Raw genomic sequence first — 17,574 nt, 5'->3', positions numbered from 1 at the left:
TCAGTTGATGAACCGCAGGTCGCCGAACCAGCCGGCGGACAGCGCCATGATGTAGAAGTCGGTGAACGCCAGCGTGCCCAGCGTGATCCAGGCGAGTTGCATGTGCCGGGTGTTCAGCTTGGACACGAAGGTCCAGAAGCGGTAGCGCACCGGGTGCTTGGAGAAGTGCTTCAGCCGCCCACCGGCGATGTGCCGGCAGGAGTGGCAGGAAAGCGTGTACGCCCACAGCATGATCACGTTTACCCAGAGGATCACGTTGCCCAGACCGAAACCGAAGCCCTCGGGGCTGCGGAAGGCGAGTACGGCATCCCAGGTATTGATCAGCGAGATGACTCCGGCGGCGTAGAACGCGTACCGGTGCGCGTTCTGGAAAATCAGCGGGAACCGGGTCTCGCCGCTGTAGGTCTGGTGTCCGTCCGGGACGGCGCAGGCCGGCGGGGAAAGCCAGAAGGCCCGGTAGTAGGCCTTGCGGTAGTAGTAACAGGTGAGCCGGAACAGCAACAGGAACGGCAGGGTCAGCGCGGCGTCCGGGATGATCCACCAGCCCGGCAGCACCCGGCCGAAGTGCGCGGCCTCGGGGATGCAGGTCTGGGTCACGCAGGGCGAGTAGAACGGGGTCAGATAGTGATAATCCTCGACCCAGTAGAAGCCGTGCATGAACACCCGGACCGTGGCGTAGGTGACCCAGGCGCCGAGCCCGATGACCGTGATCAGCGGCGCGAGCCACCAGCGGTCGGTACGCAACGTCCTCGCCGCAATGGCGGCGCGCGGTCGCGCACCCCTCGGCCTCGTTGCCGTCGTAGTCATTCCTATGTCTCCCTGACAGGGCCCTGTCTGGCTGACGGGCACGGATGGTGTTCCGGCGGGGCGCGCGGAGGCAGCGACGCCAACCCACAGCCGCGCCACCCGCGCTTAGTACACCAGGACCTATGCCTTCCGGCGCAGTTCGGCGTACACGTTACGCCGCGCGCCGGGCGCACGATGCGCAAGGGAGTCTCGCGTGTGTCCTACCGGTTACGAAAGCCCCAGCACCTATTCCGGGCGTGGTTGTGCAGAACTTCACTCATGGTCGTGAGCGCGGGTGACGTCGGTTGTCAGCCGGAGGCACCGCCGGTGAAGTTCCACGACGCGAGCCGCAGCGCCGGTGCCGACCACCAGGAGGCGTCCCAACTGTCCGGCAGCAGCGACGCGTACCGGCCGACGCCGAGCACCCCGCCGGCCGCGAGCGCCTGCGGGTACGACTGGGTGAAGCGGAAGTTCTGCACCGCCGTGGTCACCTCGCCGTCCTCGACCAGCCACACCCCGTTGCGGGTCAGTCCGGTGATGACCAGGGACTTCGGGTCCAGGACCCGGGTGTACCAGAAGTCGGTGACCAACAGTCCACGCCGTACTCCGGCGACCAGGGCGGCGGTGTCGGAGTCGACGACGGGCCCGGTCACCTCGGCCGGTCCGGCGCCGTTCTCGCCGTGCCCGTCCGGCAGCAGCCGCAGGTTGGTCGGCACCGCACCGAAGGACGCCCCACCGGCGACCGCGTGCCCGGTCGAGGTGGCGCCGGCCTCGGCGGCGGTCCGGCGGTCGTGGGCGACCGTACGGGTGACTCCCCGCTCGACCAGCGTGACCCGGCGCTTCGGGGTGCCCTCGGCGTCGTACGGCAGGCCGAGCGTGCCGAGCGTGTCGTCGACCAGCGTGATCGCCGGGTCGAACTGCGCCACACCCGGTTGCGCGAAGGACCGGCGTTCGTTGTACGCCTTGCCGTTGAAGCCGAAGAGCGCGAAATTCTGCAGGATGTCGACGACCGCGGTCGGTTCCAGCACCACCTCGTAGCGTCCCGGTGCCAGTTCCACCGGTGCCGCCCCGGCGCGTACCTTCGCCGCGGCCCGCGCGCCGAGCACCGCGCCGTCCAGATCGGCGAGGCGGCCGGTGTTGCGCCTGGCCACCCCGTCGACACCGCCGGCGCGGGCGATCCCGTCCATCGCCGCCTCGGCCGACCGTCCGGTCACCGCCTGCCCGGCGCTGTTCGCGAACGCACCGGCCCAGTTGACCGTACGGCAGTAGCCGGCCGTCTCCAGCCCGCCGGCCGCGTCGACGAACGCCCGGACCCGATCGGCCCGCTCGTCCGGTGACGCGCTCGCGGTGGCCTCGTCCCAGTTGCCCGCCGCGGTGACCGGGGACGCCGGCGCCAGTCCGGGCCAGGCCGGGTCGGGCGGGCAGAGCCGGGCGGCGGCGACGGTCCGCTCGACCAGGCCGCGCAGTCCCTCGTCGGTGACGACGGTGCTGGAGCCGGCGGCGGTCCGACCGTCCACGTGCAGCCGCAACCGCAGCCCGGTGGTCTCCTCGGCCACGTTCTGGTGGATGGCCGAGTTGGCGAACCGGGTCAGCGACTGCCCGGTGTACGTGGCGGCGGCTTCCGCCTCGGCGGCCGGGCCGGCGATCTCCCGGACCAGTTCCACCACCCGACCGGCGAGATCGAGTTCCCGGCTCATCGAGACAGTTCCCTTCGCTTGTCGCGTACCGCCAGCCTGTCGCGTACCGCCGCTGCCGTGCCGGTCATCCGCGCACCCCGACCCGTACGTTGGCGAAGCGGGCCGGTGCGGCCGGGTGGCCGGTGTGGCCGACCTGGCCGGGCTGGCCCTTGCCGCAGTTGGGGGTGCCCCAGGCGACCGACTCGCCGGAGAGCATGTCCATCGAGCGCCAGAACTGCGGCCCGATGCCGGTGTAGGTGGGGTTGCGCAGCATCCGACCCCGCCGACCGTTCTTGATCTCCCAGCCGACCTCGCAGCCGAACTGGAAGTTGAGCCGCTTGTCGTCGATCGACCAGGACCGGTTGATGTCCATCAGGATGCCGTCGTCGGTGGCGTCGACGATCTCGTCGAGGGTGTGCGGTCCCGGCTCCAGGCCGACGTTGGTCATCCGTACCATCGGCAGCCGCGACCAGCCGTCGGAGCGCACGCTGCCGGCGTAGTCGAGGCCGGCGACGGCGGCCGAGTCACGTCCGGCCAGGACACCGACCCAGCGGCCCTCGCGGACCGCGTCGCGCTTGGTTGCCGGGGTGCCCTCGTCGTCGAAGCCGAAGCTGCCCAGGGCGCCGGGGATGGTCGGGTCGATGGTGATGTTCATCAGCTCGGAGCCGTACCGCAGGCTGCCGAGCTGGTTGAGGTCGAGCCACGAGGTGCCGGCGAAGGCGGCCTCCCAGCCGAGGATCCGGTCGAGTTCGATGGCGTGCCCGACCGACTCGTGGATCTGCAACGCGAGCTGTTCGCCGCCGAGGATCAGGGTGGTCTCGCCGGAGGGGCAGATCGGCGCGGTGAGCAGTTCGCGGGCCTCCTGCGCGATCCGGACCGCGTGGGCGCCGAGGTCGAGCGAGTCGACCAGTTCCCAGCCGCTGGTGCCGTACTGGCCACGGTAGCTGGGGTAGGAGCGGCGCTGGGTCTCCCCGTCCCCGATCACGGTGGCCGAGATGCCCGCGCCGCACTCGCGTACGTGCTGGTCGATCCGGTGTCCCTCGCTGGAGACGAACCACTTGCTGGTGTCCCAGATCTGGTAGAGCCCCTCGGCGATGTCGGCGCCGCTGTCGTGCGACAGCTTGGTCGCGTGCACCAGCAGGTCGCCCTTGTCGGAGAGGGCGACCGACAGCGGGTCCACCGCGCAGTCCGACGCCCAGGTGCCGCTCTGCCCGCCGGTCGGGACCAGGTCGACGGCGGGACCGGGCACGCGGGCGCTGGCGGCGGCGATCCGCGCGGCGCGGGTGCCGGCCGCGCGGGCGGCGGCGTCGGAGAGATCGGGTACGGCGAAGAAGCCCCAGCTGGAGCCGACCAGTGCCCGTACGCCGATGCCGGCGTCCTCGTTCTGCGAGAGTTGCTCGATCTCACCGTTGCGGGCGGACATCGACTCGTAGCGCCGGTGCATCACCCGCGCGTCGGCGTAGCGCGCGCCCGCGTCGAGTGCTGCCTGCACCGCGGCCGTGGCCACGTCGAAGTGGGTCATGACCCGACCCTAAACGAGATCGGCGGTCAGTGGCGGGGCAGCAGGGCGGTCGGGATGATCTCGGCGGTCACCGGTTCGGTGAAGTGCAGGGCAGCGCTGTCCTGCTCCACGCGGCGCTGTGGGTAGGCGCCGTGGGTCACGCAGGGTAGCGGAGATGTGAGTGGTGGAGAGGGGTGTGGTGGAGGGGCGGGAGCGATTCGACCGGGGTGGCGCGATCCGGTTTACGGGTTGTCCGGTGGTCGGTTCGGTCGAGGGTTGTCAACGCGTCAGCCAGTTATGTTAACGGTTCAATCGCGGTGGAATCGGGACACCGGGCTGAGACCTTCCTCGATGCGGAGTCGTTACTGTTTGCCGGCTGACACGTCCGTTTTTGTGGCTTAGTTTCGCCATCTACCCCCATCGCGGGTTCTCCTCGTTGACGCGCACCGGGTTCACCGGTTGTGACGAATGGAGATCGGGTTCCGGCGGGGGTGGAGGAAGGCGGTCGAAGAGCATGTCCGGAGCACCCCGGCAGCGCGCGGACGACGGGCCGTACCTGCGGGTCCATGACCTTGAGGTGAGTTTCGATACCCCGGATGGTGTGGTCCGTGCCGTGGACCGTGTCTCGTTCACCGTCGATCGTGGCCGTACGCTCGGCATCGTCGGCGAGTCGGGTTCCGGCAAGAGCGTGACCAGCCTGGCCGTACTCGGGCTGCACGATCCGCGGCGGACCACGGTCGGCGGTGCGATCCGGGTCGGTGGGCGGGACGTCGTCGGCCGACCAGAGGAGGAGATCCGCCGGCTGCGCGGGCGGGACATGGCGATGATCTTCCAGGATCCGCTTTCCGCGCTCCATCCCTACTATTCGATCGGGCGGCAGATCGGCGAGGCGTACCGGATCCACCATCCGGACGCGAGTCGGAGACAGGCCCGCCAGCGGTCGATCGACATGCTGGGCCGGGTCGGGATTCCGCAGCCGGAAAAGCGGATCGACCAGTATCCACATGAATTCTCCGGTGGTATGCGGCAACGGGCGATGATCGCGATGGCGTTGATCAATGATCCAGACCTGCTGATCGCGGACGAGCCGACCACCGCGCTCGACGTCACCGTGCAGGCCCAGATCCTCGACCTGCTGGCCGATCTCCAGGCCGAGTTCAACTCCGCCATCATCCTGATCACCCACGACCTCGGCGTGGTCAGCCAGGTGGCCCACGAGGTGCTGGTGATGTACGGCGGACGCGCGGTCGAGCACGGCGGCGTCGAACAGGTGCTCCGCCGACCGCAGCACCCGTACACCTGGGGTCTGCTGGCCAGCGTGCCGTCGTTGCGCGGTGCGGCGGACGCGGACCTGGTGCCGATCGGCGGCAACCCGCCGAGTCTGATCAACCTGCCGCCGGGCTGCGCCTTCCATCCGCGCTGCCGCTACGCCGACCGCACCGGCGACCGGTCCCGCACCGACGTCCCCGAGCTGCGACAGGTGGTCGAGCGCGGCCACCTGGTCGCCTGTCACCTGACCGAGCCCGAGCGCACCCGGCTGCGCGCCGAACAGGTCGCGGGCGCGGGGGTGGACCGGTGAGCGAGCCGTTGTTGCGGGTGGAGGGACTGGTCAAGCACTTCCCGGTCCGCGGCGGGTGGCGCTCCCCGGCGCTGGTCCGCGCGGTCGACGGCGTCGACTTCGAGGTACGGGCCGGCGAGACACTCGGCCTGGTCGGCGAGTCCGGCTGCGGCAAGACCACCACCGGCCGGATGCTGGTCCGGCTGCTCGAACCGAGCGGCGGGCGGATCACCTTCGAGGGGCGGGACATCACCCACGCCCGGCGCGGGGCGCTGCGCCCGCTCCGCCAGGACCTCCAGATCATCTTCCAGGATCCGTTCGCCTCGCTGAACCCGCGCCACACGGTCGGCCGGATCGTGGCGATGCCGTTGCAGGTCAACCGGATCACCCCGCCCGGCGGGGTCAGGGCACGGGTACGCGAACTGCTGGAACTGGTCGGCCTGAACCCGGAGCACTACAACCGCTACCCGCACGAGTTCTCCGGTGGGCAACGGCAACGGATCGGGATCGCGCGGGCGCTGGCCCTGCGACCGAAGCTGATCGTCGCCGACGAGCCGGTCTCCGCGCTCGACGTGTCGATCCAGGCCCAGGTGATCAACCTGCTCCGGCAGGTGCAGCGGGAACTGGACCTGGGCTTCGTCTTCATCGCGCACGACCTCGCCGTGGTCCGGCACTTCTGCCAGCGGGTCGCGGTGATGTACCTCGGGAAGATCGTCGAGATCGGCGACCGGGCCGACATATACACCCGGCCGCAGCACCCGTACACGCGGGCGCTGCTCTCGGCCATCCCGGACGTCACCCGGCTCGGCCCGAGCGGGCGGATCCGGCTCACCGGCGACGTGCCGACCCCGCTCGACCCGCCGTCCGGGTGCCGGTTCCGGACCCGCTGCTGGAAGGCGCGGGAGATCTGCGCCTCGACCGAACCCGAACTCGTCGCGCGCGACGGTGGCCGGCAGTTGACCGCCTGCCACTTCCCGGAGCAGGGGGACCCGGAATGAGCGAGCAACAGGTGGTCGCGCAGGCGGCGGTGGTCGACGGCGCCGGTGGCCCGCAACCGGGTGCCGTACCGGTGGGCGCGACCGGATTCGTCGGCCGCTCGCCGGGGCAACTCGCCTGGCTGCGGCTGCGTCGCGATCGGGTCGGCATGGTCAGCGGCGGCGTGCTGCTCTTCTTCGTCCTGCTGGCGCTCGCCGCGCCGCTGGTCGAACGGCTGTACGGCAAGGGGCCGCTGGAGCGCTTCCCGGAACGGCTGGACCGCAACGGCTTCCCGCTCGGCTACGCCGGGGTGAGCACCGAACACTGGCTCGGGATTCAACCCAACGTGGGCCGGGACGTCTTCATCCAACTCGTCTACGGGCTGCGTACGTCGCTGCTGGTGGCGTTCACGGCGGCGCTGCTCACCATCGCGCTCGGCATCGTGGTCGGGGTGGTCGCCGGTTACCTGGGCGGCCGGGTCGACGCCGTACTGACCTGGTTGGTCGACCTGACGATGGCGTTCCCGTTCTTCATCTTCTGCTTCGCGTTCATCCCGGTCGCGGTCAACCAGTTCTACGGCGTACGCGACGCCGAGGCGGCCTGGTTCCGGCCGATGCTGCTGATCGCCATCTTCGTGCTGTTCAACTGGACCTACACCGCCCGGCTGGTCCGGGGGCAGGTGCTGTCGCTGCGCGAGCGGGAGTTCGTCGAGGCGGCCCGCGCGGCCGGGGCGGGACTCGGGCACATCCTGTTCCGGCAGTTGCTGCCGAACCTGTGGGCGCCGATCCTGGTCACCTTCTCGCTGAACGTACCGGCGTTGATCACCGCCGAGGCGGCGCTGTCGTTCCTCGGCATCGGCATCCTCGAACCCACCCCGGACCTGGGTCGGCTGATCAGCGACAGCGTCGACTTCATCCGGGAGGTGCCGACCTTCACCATCGTCGGCGGCACCACGCTCTTCCTGCTCGTGCTCTCCTTCAACCTCTTCGGCGACGCGCTGCGCGACGCGCTCGACCCGAAGTCGACCCGGTAGGGGGCGACGGGATGTTCCGATTCTTCGTCCGGAAGCTGCTGCTCGCGGTGAGCACACTCTTCGCGGTCAGCGTGCTGACGTTCGGTCTCTTCTTCGCCGTACCGAGCAACCCGGCGGAGCTGATGTGCGGCAACGGCAAGGTGTGCAGTCCGGAACGGCTGGAGATGATCGAGCGCCGGATGGGGCTGGACGTGCCGGTGCCGCAGCAGTACGCCGCCTTCATGAAGGGAATCTTCGCCGGTCGGACGATCGGCGAGGGCGCGGCGGCCCGCGAGTGCCCCCGCCCCTGCCTCGGGTTCTCCTTCCGCAACGACGAGCCGGTGTCGCGGATCGTCGGGCGTACCCTGCCGGTGACGTTGAGCCTGGTCGCCGGGGCGGCGGTGGTCTGGCTGCTGATCGGGATCTCGGTCGGGATGATCTCGGCACTGCGCCGGGGAACCGTGTTCGACCGGCTCGCGGTCGGCTTCTCGCTGGTCGGCGCGTCCATGCCGATCCTGCTGTTCGGGCCGCTGCTGCTGATCCTCTTCGTCTACGAGACCGGTTGGCTGAGCTACCCGCGCTACGTGCCGATCACCGAGAACCCGTTGGCCTGGGCGGGTGCGTTGATCCTGCCCTGGATCGCGCTGGGCTTCCTCAACTCGGCCGCGTACGCCCGGATGTCCCGGGCCCAGATGTTGGAGACGCTGACCGAGGACTTCGTCCGTACGGCCAGGGCCAAGGGCCTGCCCAGGACCACCGTGTACGGCCGGCACGCGCTCCGGGCGGCGATCACCCCGATCGTCACCATCGCCGGGCTGGACCTCGGCACCTACCTCGGCGGGACGGTGATCACCGAGACCATCTTCGGTTTCACCGGCCTGGGCAAGGCGTCGCTGAACGCCGCGATCAACCTCGACATGCCGGTGGTGATGGCCACCGTGCTGCTCGCCGCGGTCTTCATCGTCGCCGCGAACGTGCTGGTCGACGCGCTCTACGCGGTGATCGACCCGCGAGTACGGCTGGGCTGAAGTTCTGTCAACCAACGGTGGGGGCGCGGTTGTCCTCCGCCGGAGTCGAAACGGGAGGACCGACTGATGCGAACAGGACGTGCGGTAGCCGTGACGGGAGTCGCGCTGCTGTTGGCCTCGGCGCTGGCGGCGTGCTCGGAGAACACCGGGGACACCGACGCCGGGCCCGATGGCGGCAACACCCGGCAGCAGACCGGCGCGATCGCCACCGACCCGAAGGAGTCACAGGGCCCGGCCCCGGCGATCGCCGGAGCCAAGCGCGGCGGCACCATCCGCACCATCGTGCAGGCCGACTTCGAACACCTCGACCCGCAGCGCACGTACACCGTCGGGGCGATGGCCGCCGAACACCTGCTGGTCCGGACGCTCACCCAGTTCCGCGAGGACGGCCAGGGCCGGCTGACCCTGGTCGGGGACCTGGCCGAGACGCCCGGCAGGGACGTCAACGGCGACTGCAAGGTCTGGGAGTACAAGCTCAAGCAGGGCGTGAAGTACGAGGACGGCAGCGACGTCAGGGCGGCCGACGTCGCGTACGGCATCGCCCGCTCGTTCGAGGAGTCGATCGACGGCGGCCCGACCTACATCCAGGAGTGGCTGGCCGACAACCAGGCGTACAACGCGACCTACAAGGGTCCGTACACCTCCGGCAGTGCCGCCGTGCCGGGGTTGACCACCCCGGACGACCACACCCTGGTCTTCACGTTCGCCAGGGCGCACTGCGACCTGCCGTTCGCGCTCTCGTTGCCCACCACGGCACCGGTGCCACCCGCCAAGGACACCAGGACCGAGTACGACCGCCGGATCTTCTCCTCCGGCCCGTACAAGATCAAGGAGTACCTGAAGGACACCCGGCTGGTGCTGGAGCGCAACCCGCACTGGAAGGCCGAGACCGATCCGCTCCGGCACGACTACCCGGACAGTTTCGTCTGGGAGATCGGCCCGGACGACACCGCGCAGACCGAGCGGATCATCGCCGACGCCGGTGACGACGCGTACGCGATCAGCACCGACGGCGCCCCGCAGGCGCTGGTCAACCAGGTGCTGAACAACCCCGCCCTGAAGGAGCGGACGATCAGCGCGCCGCAGCCGTTCGTGCACTACCTCAGCATCAACAACGAACGGATCACCGACATCAACGTCCGCAAGGCCATCGCGTACGCGATCGACAAGCAGGGCATCGTGCTCACCCAGGGCGGCGACGCCGGTGGCAAGGTCACCCACACCCTGCTCGCCGACAGCACGATCGGCTGGAAGAACTACCCCAACCCGTGGGACGGCGGCCCCAACGGCAACCCGGAGAAGGCCAGGGAACTGCTCGGCGGCAAAAAGGTCAAGCTCGTTTTCATGGCCCGCAGCAGCGCGTTCGGGCAGGTCACCGCGCCGGTGGTGAAGGAGAGCCTGGAGAAGGCCGGCTTCGAGGTGGTGGTCAAGACGGTGGAGACGCCGCAGCACAACCCGACCGCCCGCACCCGGGGCAACGAGTACGACATCTACATCTCCAACTGGGCGGCCGACTGGCCCAGCGCCGCCTCCACCATCCCGGTCCTCTGGGACGGTCGCAGCCTCGGCCCGAAGGGCAACTCGAACGTGTCGTACTTCAACTCCGACGAGGTCAACCAGCGCATCGACGAGGTGAGCGCGCTGCCGGCCGGCGAGGCCGGACCGAGGTGGGCCGAGATCGACCAGCTGATCAACGAGAAGTACGTGCCGGTGGTGCCGCTGTTCCAGGCGTACTTCACCGGCGTGGTGGGTTCGAAGGTCGGCGGGGTCTTCTTCTCCGACGTCATCGGCACCCACGTCCTCTACAACGCCCACGCCAAGTAGGCACACCCGGAAGGGGGAGGAGCCCGGTGCTCCTTCCCCCACCGGTCACAGGTGCCGGCGGAGGAAGTCCAGTTCCAGCCGGAGCAGACGCTCGGCCGTGCCGCCCGCCGCCTGGTGGGTGGCGCCGGTCAGCGGGATCACCGCGTGCGGGCGCCCGGTGGCGAGCATCGCCGCCGACAGCCGCAGCGTGTGCGCGGCCACCACGTTGTCGTCGGCCATCCCGTGCACCAGCAGCATCGGCCGGGCGTCGTCCGGCGTGACCGGCGGCTCACCGGCGATCTCCAGCAGGCAGTGGTGGGCGTACACCTCCGGGCTGTCGTCGGGCAGCCCGAGGTAACGCTCGGCGTACGCGGTGTCGTAGAGGGACCAGTCGGTCACCGGCGCCCCGACGATGGCGCACCGGAACAGGTCGGGGCGGCAGAGCGCGGCCAGCCCGGCCAGCCAGCCCCCGAACGACCAGCCCCGGATCGCCACCCGGCCCAGATCCAGGTCCGGGTGCTTGCCGGCGAGCGCGGTCAGCGCGTCCACCTGGTCGAGCAGGATCACGTCGGCGACCCGCCGGTGGATCACCTTCTCGAACGAGGGCGCCACGCCCGGCGTACCCCGGTTGTCGATCGTCACCACGGCGAACCCGGCATCGGCCCACCACTGCCGCTCCAGCCACCGGGACCGGGCGGCCAGCACCTCCTGGTGCCCCGGCCCGCCGTAGACGTCGACCAGCACCGGCAGCCGCCGGCCGGCGACGTGGCTGCGCGGGTACAGCACCGCGGTCGGCAACCTGCGGTCGGTGACCCGTTCCAGCACCGGACGCGGCGCGTACGGCGGTTTCGCCGCCAACGAGCCGAGCAGACCCAGCTCACGGTCGCCCTGCCAGACGGCCCAACGGGTCCCGGCGTGGTCCAGCGAGGCGGTGCCGACCACCAGCACGTCGCCGCCGACCACACCGGTGTGCCAGCCCGGATCGGCGGTCAACCGGCGCGACTCGACCCCGCCGCCGATCGCCGTCCGGACCCGGAACAGGTGCTGCTGGCTCGGCTCCCCGTCGCTCGCCTCGACCAGCAGGTCGGTCGTGCCCGGCCCGGCCGGCAGCGGGCCGACCACCCGGCGGACGTAGAGCGACGGCGGAGTGAGCAGGGTGCCGTCGGCGAACAGGCAGCGCGCGTCGTAACCGTCGTGGGCCAGCTCGCCGCCGACCAGCACCCGACCGTCGGGCAGGTGCCTCGGAGTGCCGGCGACCGGCTCCACCCAGCGCGGATCGGCCAGCTCCGCGTGCACCTGGGTCTCCCCGGTACGCGGGTCGACGGCCAGCACCAGACCGTGCTGTTGCAGCCGGCGCAGCACCGTGATCAGCGGTCCGGTGTCGGCCCAGCGCACCGACACCAGGTACGGGTACGTCTCCCGGTCCCAGTGCACGTCGACCCAGCCGCCGTCGAGGTCCAGCAGGTGCAGGCTGACCTCGGCGTTCGGCCCCCCGGCCCGCGGGTACGCGACACTGCTCGGCGGGCTGGCCGGGTCGCCCGGATCGTGCAGGTGCCACCGGGGCAGCCGGGACTCGTCGACCCGGGCGGCGAGGATCGACCGCCCGTCCGGGGCCCACCAGTAGCCCCGGTAGCGGGCGAACTCCTCGGCCGCGATGAACTCGGCCAACCCCCAGCTCACCCCGGCCTCCTCACCGGCGAGCAGGTTGTCGGTGCCGTCCGCCTCGATCACCCGCAACTGCCCGCCGGGGCGGTCACCGCTGCCGGCGTACGCGCCGGGTGGGCGGCCGGGGCGGTCCGGGACGGCGGGGCCCTCGGTGACGTACGCCAGCCGTTCCCCGGTCGGATCGGGGCGGGGGTCGATCACCGGACCGCTGACCGCCACCTCCACCACGTCACCATGCAGCAGGTCGGCCCGGAACAGCCGGCCGGCCAGCGGGAAGACCGCCACCCGGGCGGCCGGGTCGGTGGCGTACCCGCCGATGCCGCCGGCCTGGAGCCGCTGCCGCTCGCGCAGGGCCCGTTCGGCGGCCGGCAGCGGCACCGTACCGGCCGGGGTCGCCGGGTCGTGGTCGAGCAGCATGGCCGGGTCGGCGACCAGCCGTTCCGTCGCCGTGGCGACGTCGAACAGCCAGAGCGCGTCGGCCGGGTCCTCGGGGCCGGCGGACCGGAGGAAGACCACCCGGGAGCCGTCACCGGCGACCGTCACCGCCCGTGGCGCGCCGTGGCTGAACCGGCGGGTACGGGCGGCCAGTTCCGGATAGTCCACATCGCCGATCGTAGAGTGGCGCGATCGATGATGGGGCTGAGCTGGTTATCGTGTCCGGTCCTCGACTCGCTCGGCCCGTCGGAACGGACGCGTAGAGTGACCTGCGTGACGAACCCGGCCGCGCGGCGGCTTCTCCTGGTCCACGCACACCCCGACGACGAGGCGATCGGGACCGGCTCGACGATGGCACGTTACGCCGCGGCCGGGGCCCACGTGACCCTGGTGACCTGCACGCTCGGCGAAGAGGGCGAGATCCACGTGCCGGCGCTGGCCGGACTGGCCGCCGACGCCGCCGACCAGCTCGGCGGCTACCGGGTCGCCGAACTCGCCGCCGCCTGTGCGGCGCTCGGCGTGACCGACCACCGGTTCCTCGGCGGCGCGGGCCGGTACCGCGACTCCGGGATGATGGGGCTGTCGACCAACGACCACCCCCGGGCGTTCTGGCAGGCGGACCTGGACGAGGCCGCCGGGCACCTGGTCGAGATCATGCGGGAGGTGCGGCCGCAGGTGGTCGTCACGTACGACCCGAACGGCTTCTACGGACATCCGGACCACATCCAGGCACACCGGGTGGCGATGCGCGCGGCCGAGCTGGCCACGGCGGAGGGATTCGGACCGGCCAAGATCTACTGGACGGCGATCCCGAAGAGCGTGCTGGAGGCGGGCATGGTCGCGTTCGGGGAGTCCTCGGACAACCCGTTCGCCGGCATCGAGTCGTTCGAGGAGCTGCCCTTCGGCACCCCGGACGACGACGTCGCGGCCCGGATCGACGGCACCGACTCGCACGCCGCCAAGGAGGCGGCGATGCGCGCCCACGCCACCCAGATCCCGGACAACTCGTGGCTGTACGCGATCGCCGGCAATTTCGGCAGCGAGTTCATGGGGGTGGAGTACTACACCCTGGCGGTCGGCGAGCGCGGCCCCGGCAGCGGCCCCAACGGCTGGGAGGACGACCTCTTCGCCGGCCTGACCCCCGAACCCGTCGACCCGACCGGTACGGGCACCGACGCGCTGGCGGAGAGCGGAGCGCGGTGACACTGTCCAGTCCACCGGTGTCCGAGTCCCCGCAGTTGTCGCCCGAGCCGCAGCCACCGCGCCGGGCGGCGCTCGCCGGGATCGTCGACCGGCTGCTCCGGGTCGCCGGTGGCGTGGTGGCGGTGGTCGCCGCGGTGGTGACCGCCACGCTGGAACTGCTGCTCTCCACGCTGCGGGTCGGAGGCCACCTGATCGGCGCGTCGGTGCTGGTCGCGGTGCTGGCCAATCTGGCGCTGGCCTGGTTCGCGCATGCGACCGTGGGCCGGCGGTGGGCGGTGGCGCTGCCGGCCGTGCCGTGGTTCGGGCTGATGGTGGTGGCGGCCGGCAAGACCAGCGAGGGGGATGTTCTGCTCGCCGGGGACAACTGGGTCGGCATCGTCATGATCTTCGCCGGCTCGATGGCCTTCGCCGTGATCGCGTTCCGGTTGATGCTCGCCCCGCGCCCCGGCACTCTCCCGCGTCCGGGCAACCTTCCGCCACCGAGCCGCCCGGCCGGCTGATGGAACCTCCCAGGTCGGGATGGTAAATATCTGTCAGCGGTACGGGTTCGGCTGTTTCTGGAGGCGTGCGATGAAGGATCGTTGGCTGCCGGTCGGGGTGCTCGCGGCGGTGCTCTTCCTGATCAACGTGGTCGCCCGACTGGTGATCCGGTTCGGGTTCGACGACGATGTCGAGACCTCCGACCGGCTCTCGTTGGGCATGTTCGCGCTGATCGGGCTGATCCTGGCGACGATCGCGTTCGTCCGGGGACGCCGGGAGCCGGTGGCCCGCTGGGGCGGGGACGTCGCGGTCGCGGTGCTGAGCGCGATGGCGCTGACCGTGATCGTCGGGCCGTTCGTCAGCGGGAGCTACCCGTTCGCCAACGGCGCGGGGGAGTTCTTCTCCCAGATCTGGCTCTATGCCGGGTTCGCCGGGGCCGGCACCCTGCTCGGGTTCCTGCTGCTGACCGCGTTCGGCCTGGACTACCGCTCCCAGTCCCTCAAGCGGTACGCCGAGACCAAGCTCGCCAAGCCGCGCCGGGTGGTCCGCCGCTGAACCGTGCGGCAGGCCCGGTCAGCCGGTGGGCTGCACCCGGGTCAGGTAGGTGTGGTGGGTGGTGAAGCCGAGCCGCCGGTAGAGCGCCACCGCGGCGGTGTTGCGCTCCTCGACCTGGAGGAACGCGTCGGTCGCGTCGAGTTCGCCGGCCCACTGCGTCAGTGCCCGGATCACCTGCTGGGCGAGCCCCTGCCGGCGCGCGTCGGGCACCACCTCGATGCTGGTCAGGCCGAGCCATCGGCCGTTGCCGGTGACCGTGCCCCGGCCGGCGGCGAGCAGCGTCCGGCCGGTGTCGCCGGTCGGCCCGTACAGGTGGGCGAAGCGGATCTGGTCCACGGCGGTGAGCAGGTGCCGGGCGGCGGCCGGGAGGCGCTCCAGCGGGTTCGCGCCGGGGTCGATGCCGGCGTGGGTGGCCTTGCGGGCGGCGGCCAGGGCGAGCCAGTCGTCCGACGGGGCGACGGCCAGCTCCACCGGGGGCAGGTCGGCCCGGTCGGGGTTCCGGTCCCGGAGGGTGGCCAGCGTGGTGGTCTGCGTCAGGGTCGGCGGTCGGGTGGTCCAGCCGCGTGTGTCGAGCGCCACGCCGACCGGTGCGGCCAGCGGCAGCGGCGTGTTGACGATCGCGGGTTGGCCGTGGTCGGCGTACCAGCGTTCGACGGCGTCGATCGCGGCCTCCAGGGGCCGGTCCGGGTCGCCGATCGGCAGGGCGGAGTTGCCCCGCCCGGTCCATCCGTCGGCGGAGCGCAGCAGCCAGCCGCCCAGCCGGTCCTGGACCGGTGCCGGCCAGGCCTCGTTGGCGGCGAGTTCGAGGGCGACGACCGCCGCCGCGTTCGGCCGCCGGGCCGGTGGGACCCGCTTGGCTCGGTGCACCTCGGTCAGCGGCACCTGGAGCTTGCCCCGCTCGGTGGCGAGGGTGAGATGGGTCTCGGTGAGGTCGACCAGTTCACCAAGAGCATCCGTGAAGAGCTGTCGGTCGCCACGAACCCCTACAATTCGACGGACTACCACCCGGTGTCCCACATCCTGCCGTCGGAGCACGATCGCCCCCCTCCTCGGCGAGATACTAGGCTCTAACCCGCCGCGGTTGATCGCGGCGTAGCTTGCGGAGGAGAGATCGGTGACCTACATCATCGCCGAGCCGTGCGTCGATGTGCTCGACAAGGCATGTATCGAGGAATGCCCGGTCGACTGCATCTACGAAGGCAACCGGATGCTCTACATTCACCCCGATGAGTGCGTCGACTGCGGGGCCTGCGAGCCGGTCTGCCCCGTGGAGGCCATCTTCTACGAGGACGACGTGCCGGAGCAGTGGAAGGACTACACCTCGGCGAACTACGAGTTCTTCGAGGACCTGGGCTCGCCCGGCGGCGCCTCCAAGATCGGCAAGGTGGAGAAGGACGCGACCTTCGTCGCGGCACAGGAGCGGCGCGGAGAGGGACACTGAGCGGCGTACCGACCGGTGGGGGCTCGGCCCCCGGTGGTGGTAGCGGTGGCGGGCCGTCGGGTTCGGCGAGGAGCCGGATCGACGGTCTGCCCGACTTCCCCTGGGATCTGCTGGCGCCCGCCAAGGTGGTCGCCAGCAGCCACCCCGACGGGATCGTCGATCTTTCCATCGGCACGCCGGTCGACCCGGTGCCGGAGCTGATCCGGACCGCGCTGGCGAGCGGGTCGGACGCGCCGGGCTACCCGCTCACCGCGGGCACGCCCGCGTTGCGGCGGGCGATCGCCGACTGGGTGGGGCGCAACTGCGGGGCCGACCCGGCCGGGATCGGCGTACTGCCCACGCTCGGGTCCAAGGAACTGGTCGCCTGGCTGCCCACCCTGCTCGGGATCGGGCCGGGGGACGTGGTGGTCATCCCGCAGGTCTGCTACCCGACCTACGAGGTCGGTGCCCGGCTCGCCGGGGCCACCGTGGTGCGGGCCGACTCGATGACCGCGGTCGGTCCGACCTCGCGGGTACGCCTGGTCTGGGTCAACTCCCCGTCCAACCCGACCGGTCAGGTGCTGCCGCAGGCGCACCTGCGCAAGGTGGTCGACTGGGCCCGTGAGCGCGGTGCGGTGGTGGCCAGCGACGAGTGTTACCTGACCCTGGGCTGGGAGTCCGAGCCGGTCTCGGTGCTTTCGCCGGAGGTCTGCGACGGAGCGTACGACGGGCTGCTGGCGGTGCACTCGCTCTCCAAGCGGTCCAACCTGGCCGGCTACCGGGCCGGGTTCGTGGCCGGTGATCCGGCCCTGGTGAGCGGGCTGCTGGCGGTACGCAAGCACGCCGGCATGATCGTGCCGGAGCCGGTCCAGGCGGCCATGGTCGCCGCGCTGGGCGACGAGTCGCACGTGGCGACCCAGCGGGACCGCTATGCGGCCCGGCGCGAGGTGCTGCGGCCGGCGCTGCTGAAGGCGGGTTTCACGATCGGCCACTCGGTGGCCGGGCTCTACTTCTGGGCGAGTCGGGACGAGGACTGCTGGACCACCGTCGACTGGCTGGCCGAGCGCGGCATCCTCGCCGCTCCGGGCGTCTTCTACGGCCCCTCGGGTGAACGTCACGTCCGGTTCGCGGTGACCGCGACCGACGAGCGGATCGCCGCCGCGGCCGAGCGCCTCGCCGGCTGATCCGTCGCCGGTGGGGCGCCTCGGCGCGTCCTCGTTCGCCCGTCCGGTCCGAACTTCGGCCGCCGTCAATTCGGGCCCGGAAAATCTGTAATCGGGTACGGGTTCCCGGGTCCATCTCGACCCTCTGGGAGAGCGCTCTCAGGATTGCCGAAACAATCCTTGACGAGCCCGCAATCCAACCGTAACGATGTATGCGCATACCTCGCTCAGCCACCGACCGTCGGCGTGTCGGTCTCGGGCGGGAGAGCGCTCTCGACGGCACCACCCCCGGCAAGGGCGTGATCGGCGCACGC

Annotated in this window: 15 protein-coding genes; 10 read left to right on the top strand and 5 right to left on the bottom strand. The window is 71.0% G+C overall.

From position 1 onward, the window contains the following. The 3 genes from ACZ6QQ_RS20960 to ACZ6QQ_RS20950 all read right to left on the bottom strand — a co-directional run bounded on the left by ACZ6QQ_RS20960 (window position 1) and on the right by ACZ6QQ_RS20950 (window position 3,984). Window positions 1-807: a hypothetical protein gene (locus ACZ6QQ_RS20960; protein ID WP_465878180.1), complete on the bottom strand. Its 807-nt coding sequence runs from the start codon at window positions 805-807 to the stop codon at window positions 1-3. 287 nt (window positions 808-1,094) lie between these two features. Beyond that, a complete protein-coding gene (locus tag ACZ6QQ_RS20955) occupies window positions 1,095-2,483 on the bottom strand; it encodes a TldD/PmbA family protein (RefSeq protein ID WP_465878178.1) in 1,389 nt (462 codons plus the stop codon). Between the two features lie 64 nt (window positions 2,484-2,547). Continuing rightward, window positions 2,548-3,984: a TldD/PmbA family protein gene (locus ACZ6QQ_RS20950; protein ID WP_465878177.1), complete on the bottom strand. Its 1,437-nt coding sequence runs from the start codon at window positions 3,982-3,984 to the stop codon at window positions 2,548-2,550. A 493-nt stretch (window positions 3,985-4,477) separates the two neighbouring features. On the opposite strand from ACZ6QQ_RS20950, the gene ACZ6QQ_RS20945 reads away from it, so the two are divergent. The 5 genes from ACZ6QQ_RS20945 to ACZ6QQ_RS20925 all read left to right on the top strand — a co-directional run bounded on the left by ACZ6QQ_RS20945 (window position 4,478) and on the right by ACZ6QQ_RS20925 (window position 10,360). Then, on the top strand, window positions 4,478-5,542 hold the full coding sequence (locus tag ACZ6QQ_RS20945) for an ABC transporter ATP-binding protein (RefSeq protein WP_465878176.1): 1,065 nt from the start codon (window positions 4,478-4,480) through the stop codon (window positions 5,540-5,542). Next, complete coding sequence (locus ACZ6QQ_RS20940; protein ID WP_465878174.1) at window positions 5,539-6,519, top strand: ABC transporter ATP-binding protein; 981 nt, start codon at window positions 5,539-5,541, stop codon at window positions 6,517-6,519. Before ACZ6QQ_RS20945 ends, ACZ6QQ_RS20940 begins: the two co-directional genes overlap by 4 nt. Beyond that, window positions 6,516-7,529, top strand: coding sequence for an ABC transporter permease (locus ACZ6QQ_RS20935; protein WP_465878172.1), 1,014 nt, complete (start codon window positions 6,516-6,518; stop codon window positions 7,527-7,529). Before ACZ6QQ_RS20940 ends, ACZ6QQ_RS20935 begins: the two co-directional genes overlap by 4 nt. Window positions 7,530-7,540: 11 nt before the next feature. Then, window positions 7,541-8,536 carry an ABC transporter permease gene (locus ACZ6QQ_RS20930; protein ID WP_465878170.1) on the top strand — a complete coding sequence of 332 codons (996 nt, stop codon included), beginning with the start codon at window positions 7,541-7,543 and terminating at the stop codon, window positions 8,534-8,536. 66 nt (window positions 8,537-8,602) lie between these two features. Then, window positions 8,603-10,360, top strand: coding sequence for an ABC transporter substrate-binding protein (locus ACZ6QQ_RS20925; RefSeq protein WP_465878169.1), 1,758 nt, complete (start codon window positions 8,603-8,605; stop codon window positions 10,358-10,360). A 45-nt stretch (window positions 10,361-10,405) separates the two neighbouring features. On the opposite strand, the gene ACZ6QQ_RS20920 is transcribed toward ACZ6QQ_RS20925, so the two are convergent. Then, window positions 10,406-12,607, bottom strand: coding sequence for a S9 family peptidase (locus tag ACZ6QQ_RS20920; protein ID WP_465878167.1), 2,202 nt, complete (start codon window positions 12,605-12,607; stop codon window positions 10,406-10,408). Window positions 12,608-12,703: 96 nt separating this feature from the next. On the opposite strand from ACZ6QQ_RS20920, the gene mshB reads away from it, so the two are divergent. The 3 genes from mshB (at window position 12,704) to ACZ6QQ_RS20905 (ending at window position 14,677) form a co-directional block, all read left to right on the top strand. Beyond that, on the top strand, window positions 12,704-13,642 hold the full coding sequence (gene mshB / locus ACZ6QQ_RS20915) for an N-acetyl-1-D-myo-inositol-2-amino-2-deoxy-alpha-D-glucopyranoside deacetylase (protein ID WP_465878166.1): 939 nt from the start codon (window positions 12,704-12,706) through the stop codon (window positions 13,640-13,642). Then, complete coding sequence (locus ACZ6QQ_RS20910) at window positions 13,639-14,142, top strand: hypothetical protein (protein WP_465878165.1); 504 nt, start codon at window positions 13,639-13,641, stop codon at window positions 14,140-14,142. The genes mshB and ACZ6QQ_RS20910 overlap by 4 nt, the downstream gene beginning before the upstream one ends. 70 nt (window positions 14,143-14,212) lie before the next feature. Next, window positions 14,213-14,677, top strand: a complete 465-nt coding sequence (locus tag ACZ6QQ_RS20905) for a hypothetical protein (protein ID WP_465878164.1) — start codon at window positions 14,213-14,215, stop codon at window positions 14,675-14,677. An 18-nt stretch (window positions 14,678-14,695) separates the two neighbouring features. Here ACZ6QQ_RS20905 and ACZ6QQ_RS20900 read toward each other — a convergent pair whose 3' ends face one another. Then, window positions 14,696-15,712 carry a GNAT family N-acetyltransferase gene (locus ACZ6QQ_RS20900; RefSeq protein WP_465878162.1) on the bottom strand — a complete coding sequence of 339 codons (1,017 nt, stop codon included), beginning with the start codon at window positions 15,710-15,712 and terminating at the stop codon, window positions 14,696-14,698. 79 nt (window positions 15,713-15,791) lie between these two features. On the opposite strand from ACZ6QQ_RS20900, the gene fdxA reads away from it, so the two are divergent. Next, window positions 15,792-16,118 (top strand): ferredoxin, encoded by a 327-nt coding sequence (gene fdxA, locus ACZ6QQ_RS20895; protein ID WP_170208586.1) that lies wholly within the window; start codon window positions 15,792-15,794, stop codon window positions 16,116-16,118. 77 nt (window positions 16,119-16,195) lie between these two features. Beyond that, entirely contained in the window at window positions 16,196-17,281 is a 1,086-nt protein-coding gene (dapC, locus tag ACZ6QQ_RS20890; protein WP_465878404.1) for a succinyldiaminopimelate transaminase, read from the top strand. Window positions 17,282-17,574 lie beyond the last annotated feature (293 nt).

It is taken from the genome of Micromonospora sp. NPDC049529, assembly GCF_055586685.1.
The sequence above is the reverse complement of the archived record's forward strand: the minus strand, read 5'-3'. Positions and strand labels throughout refer to the sequence as shown.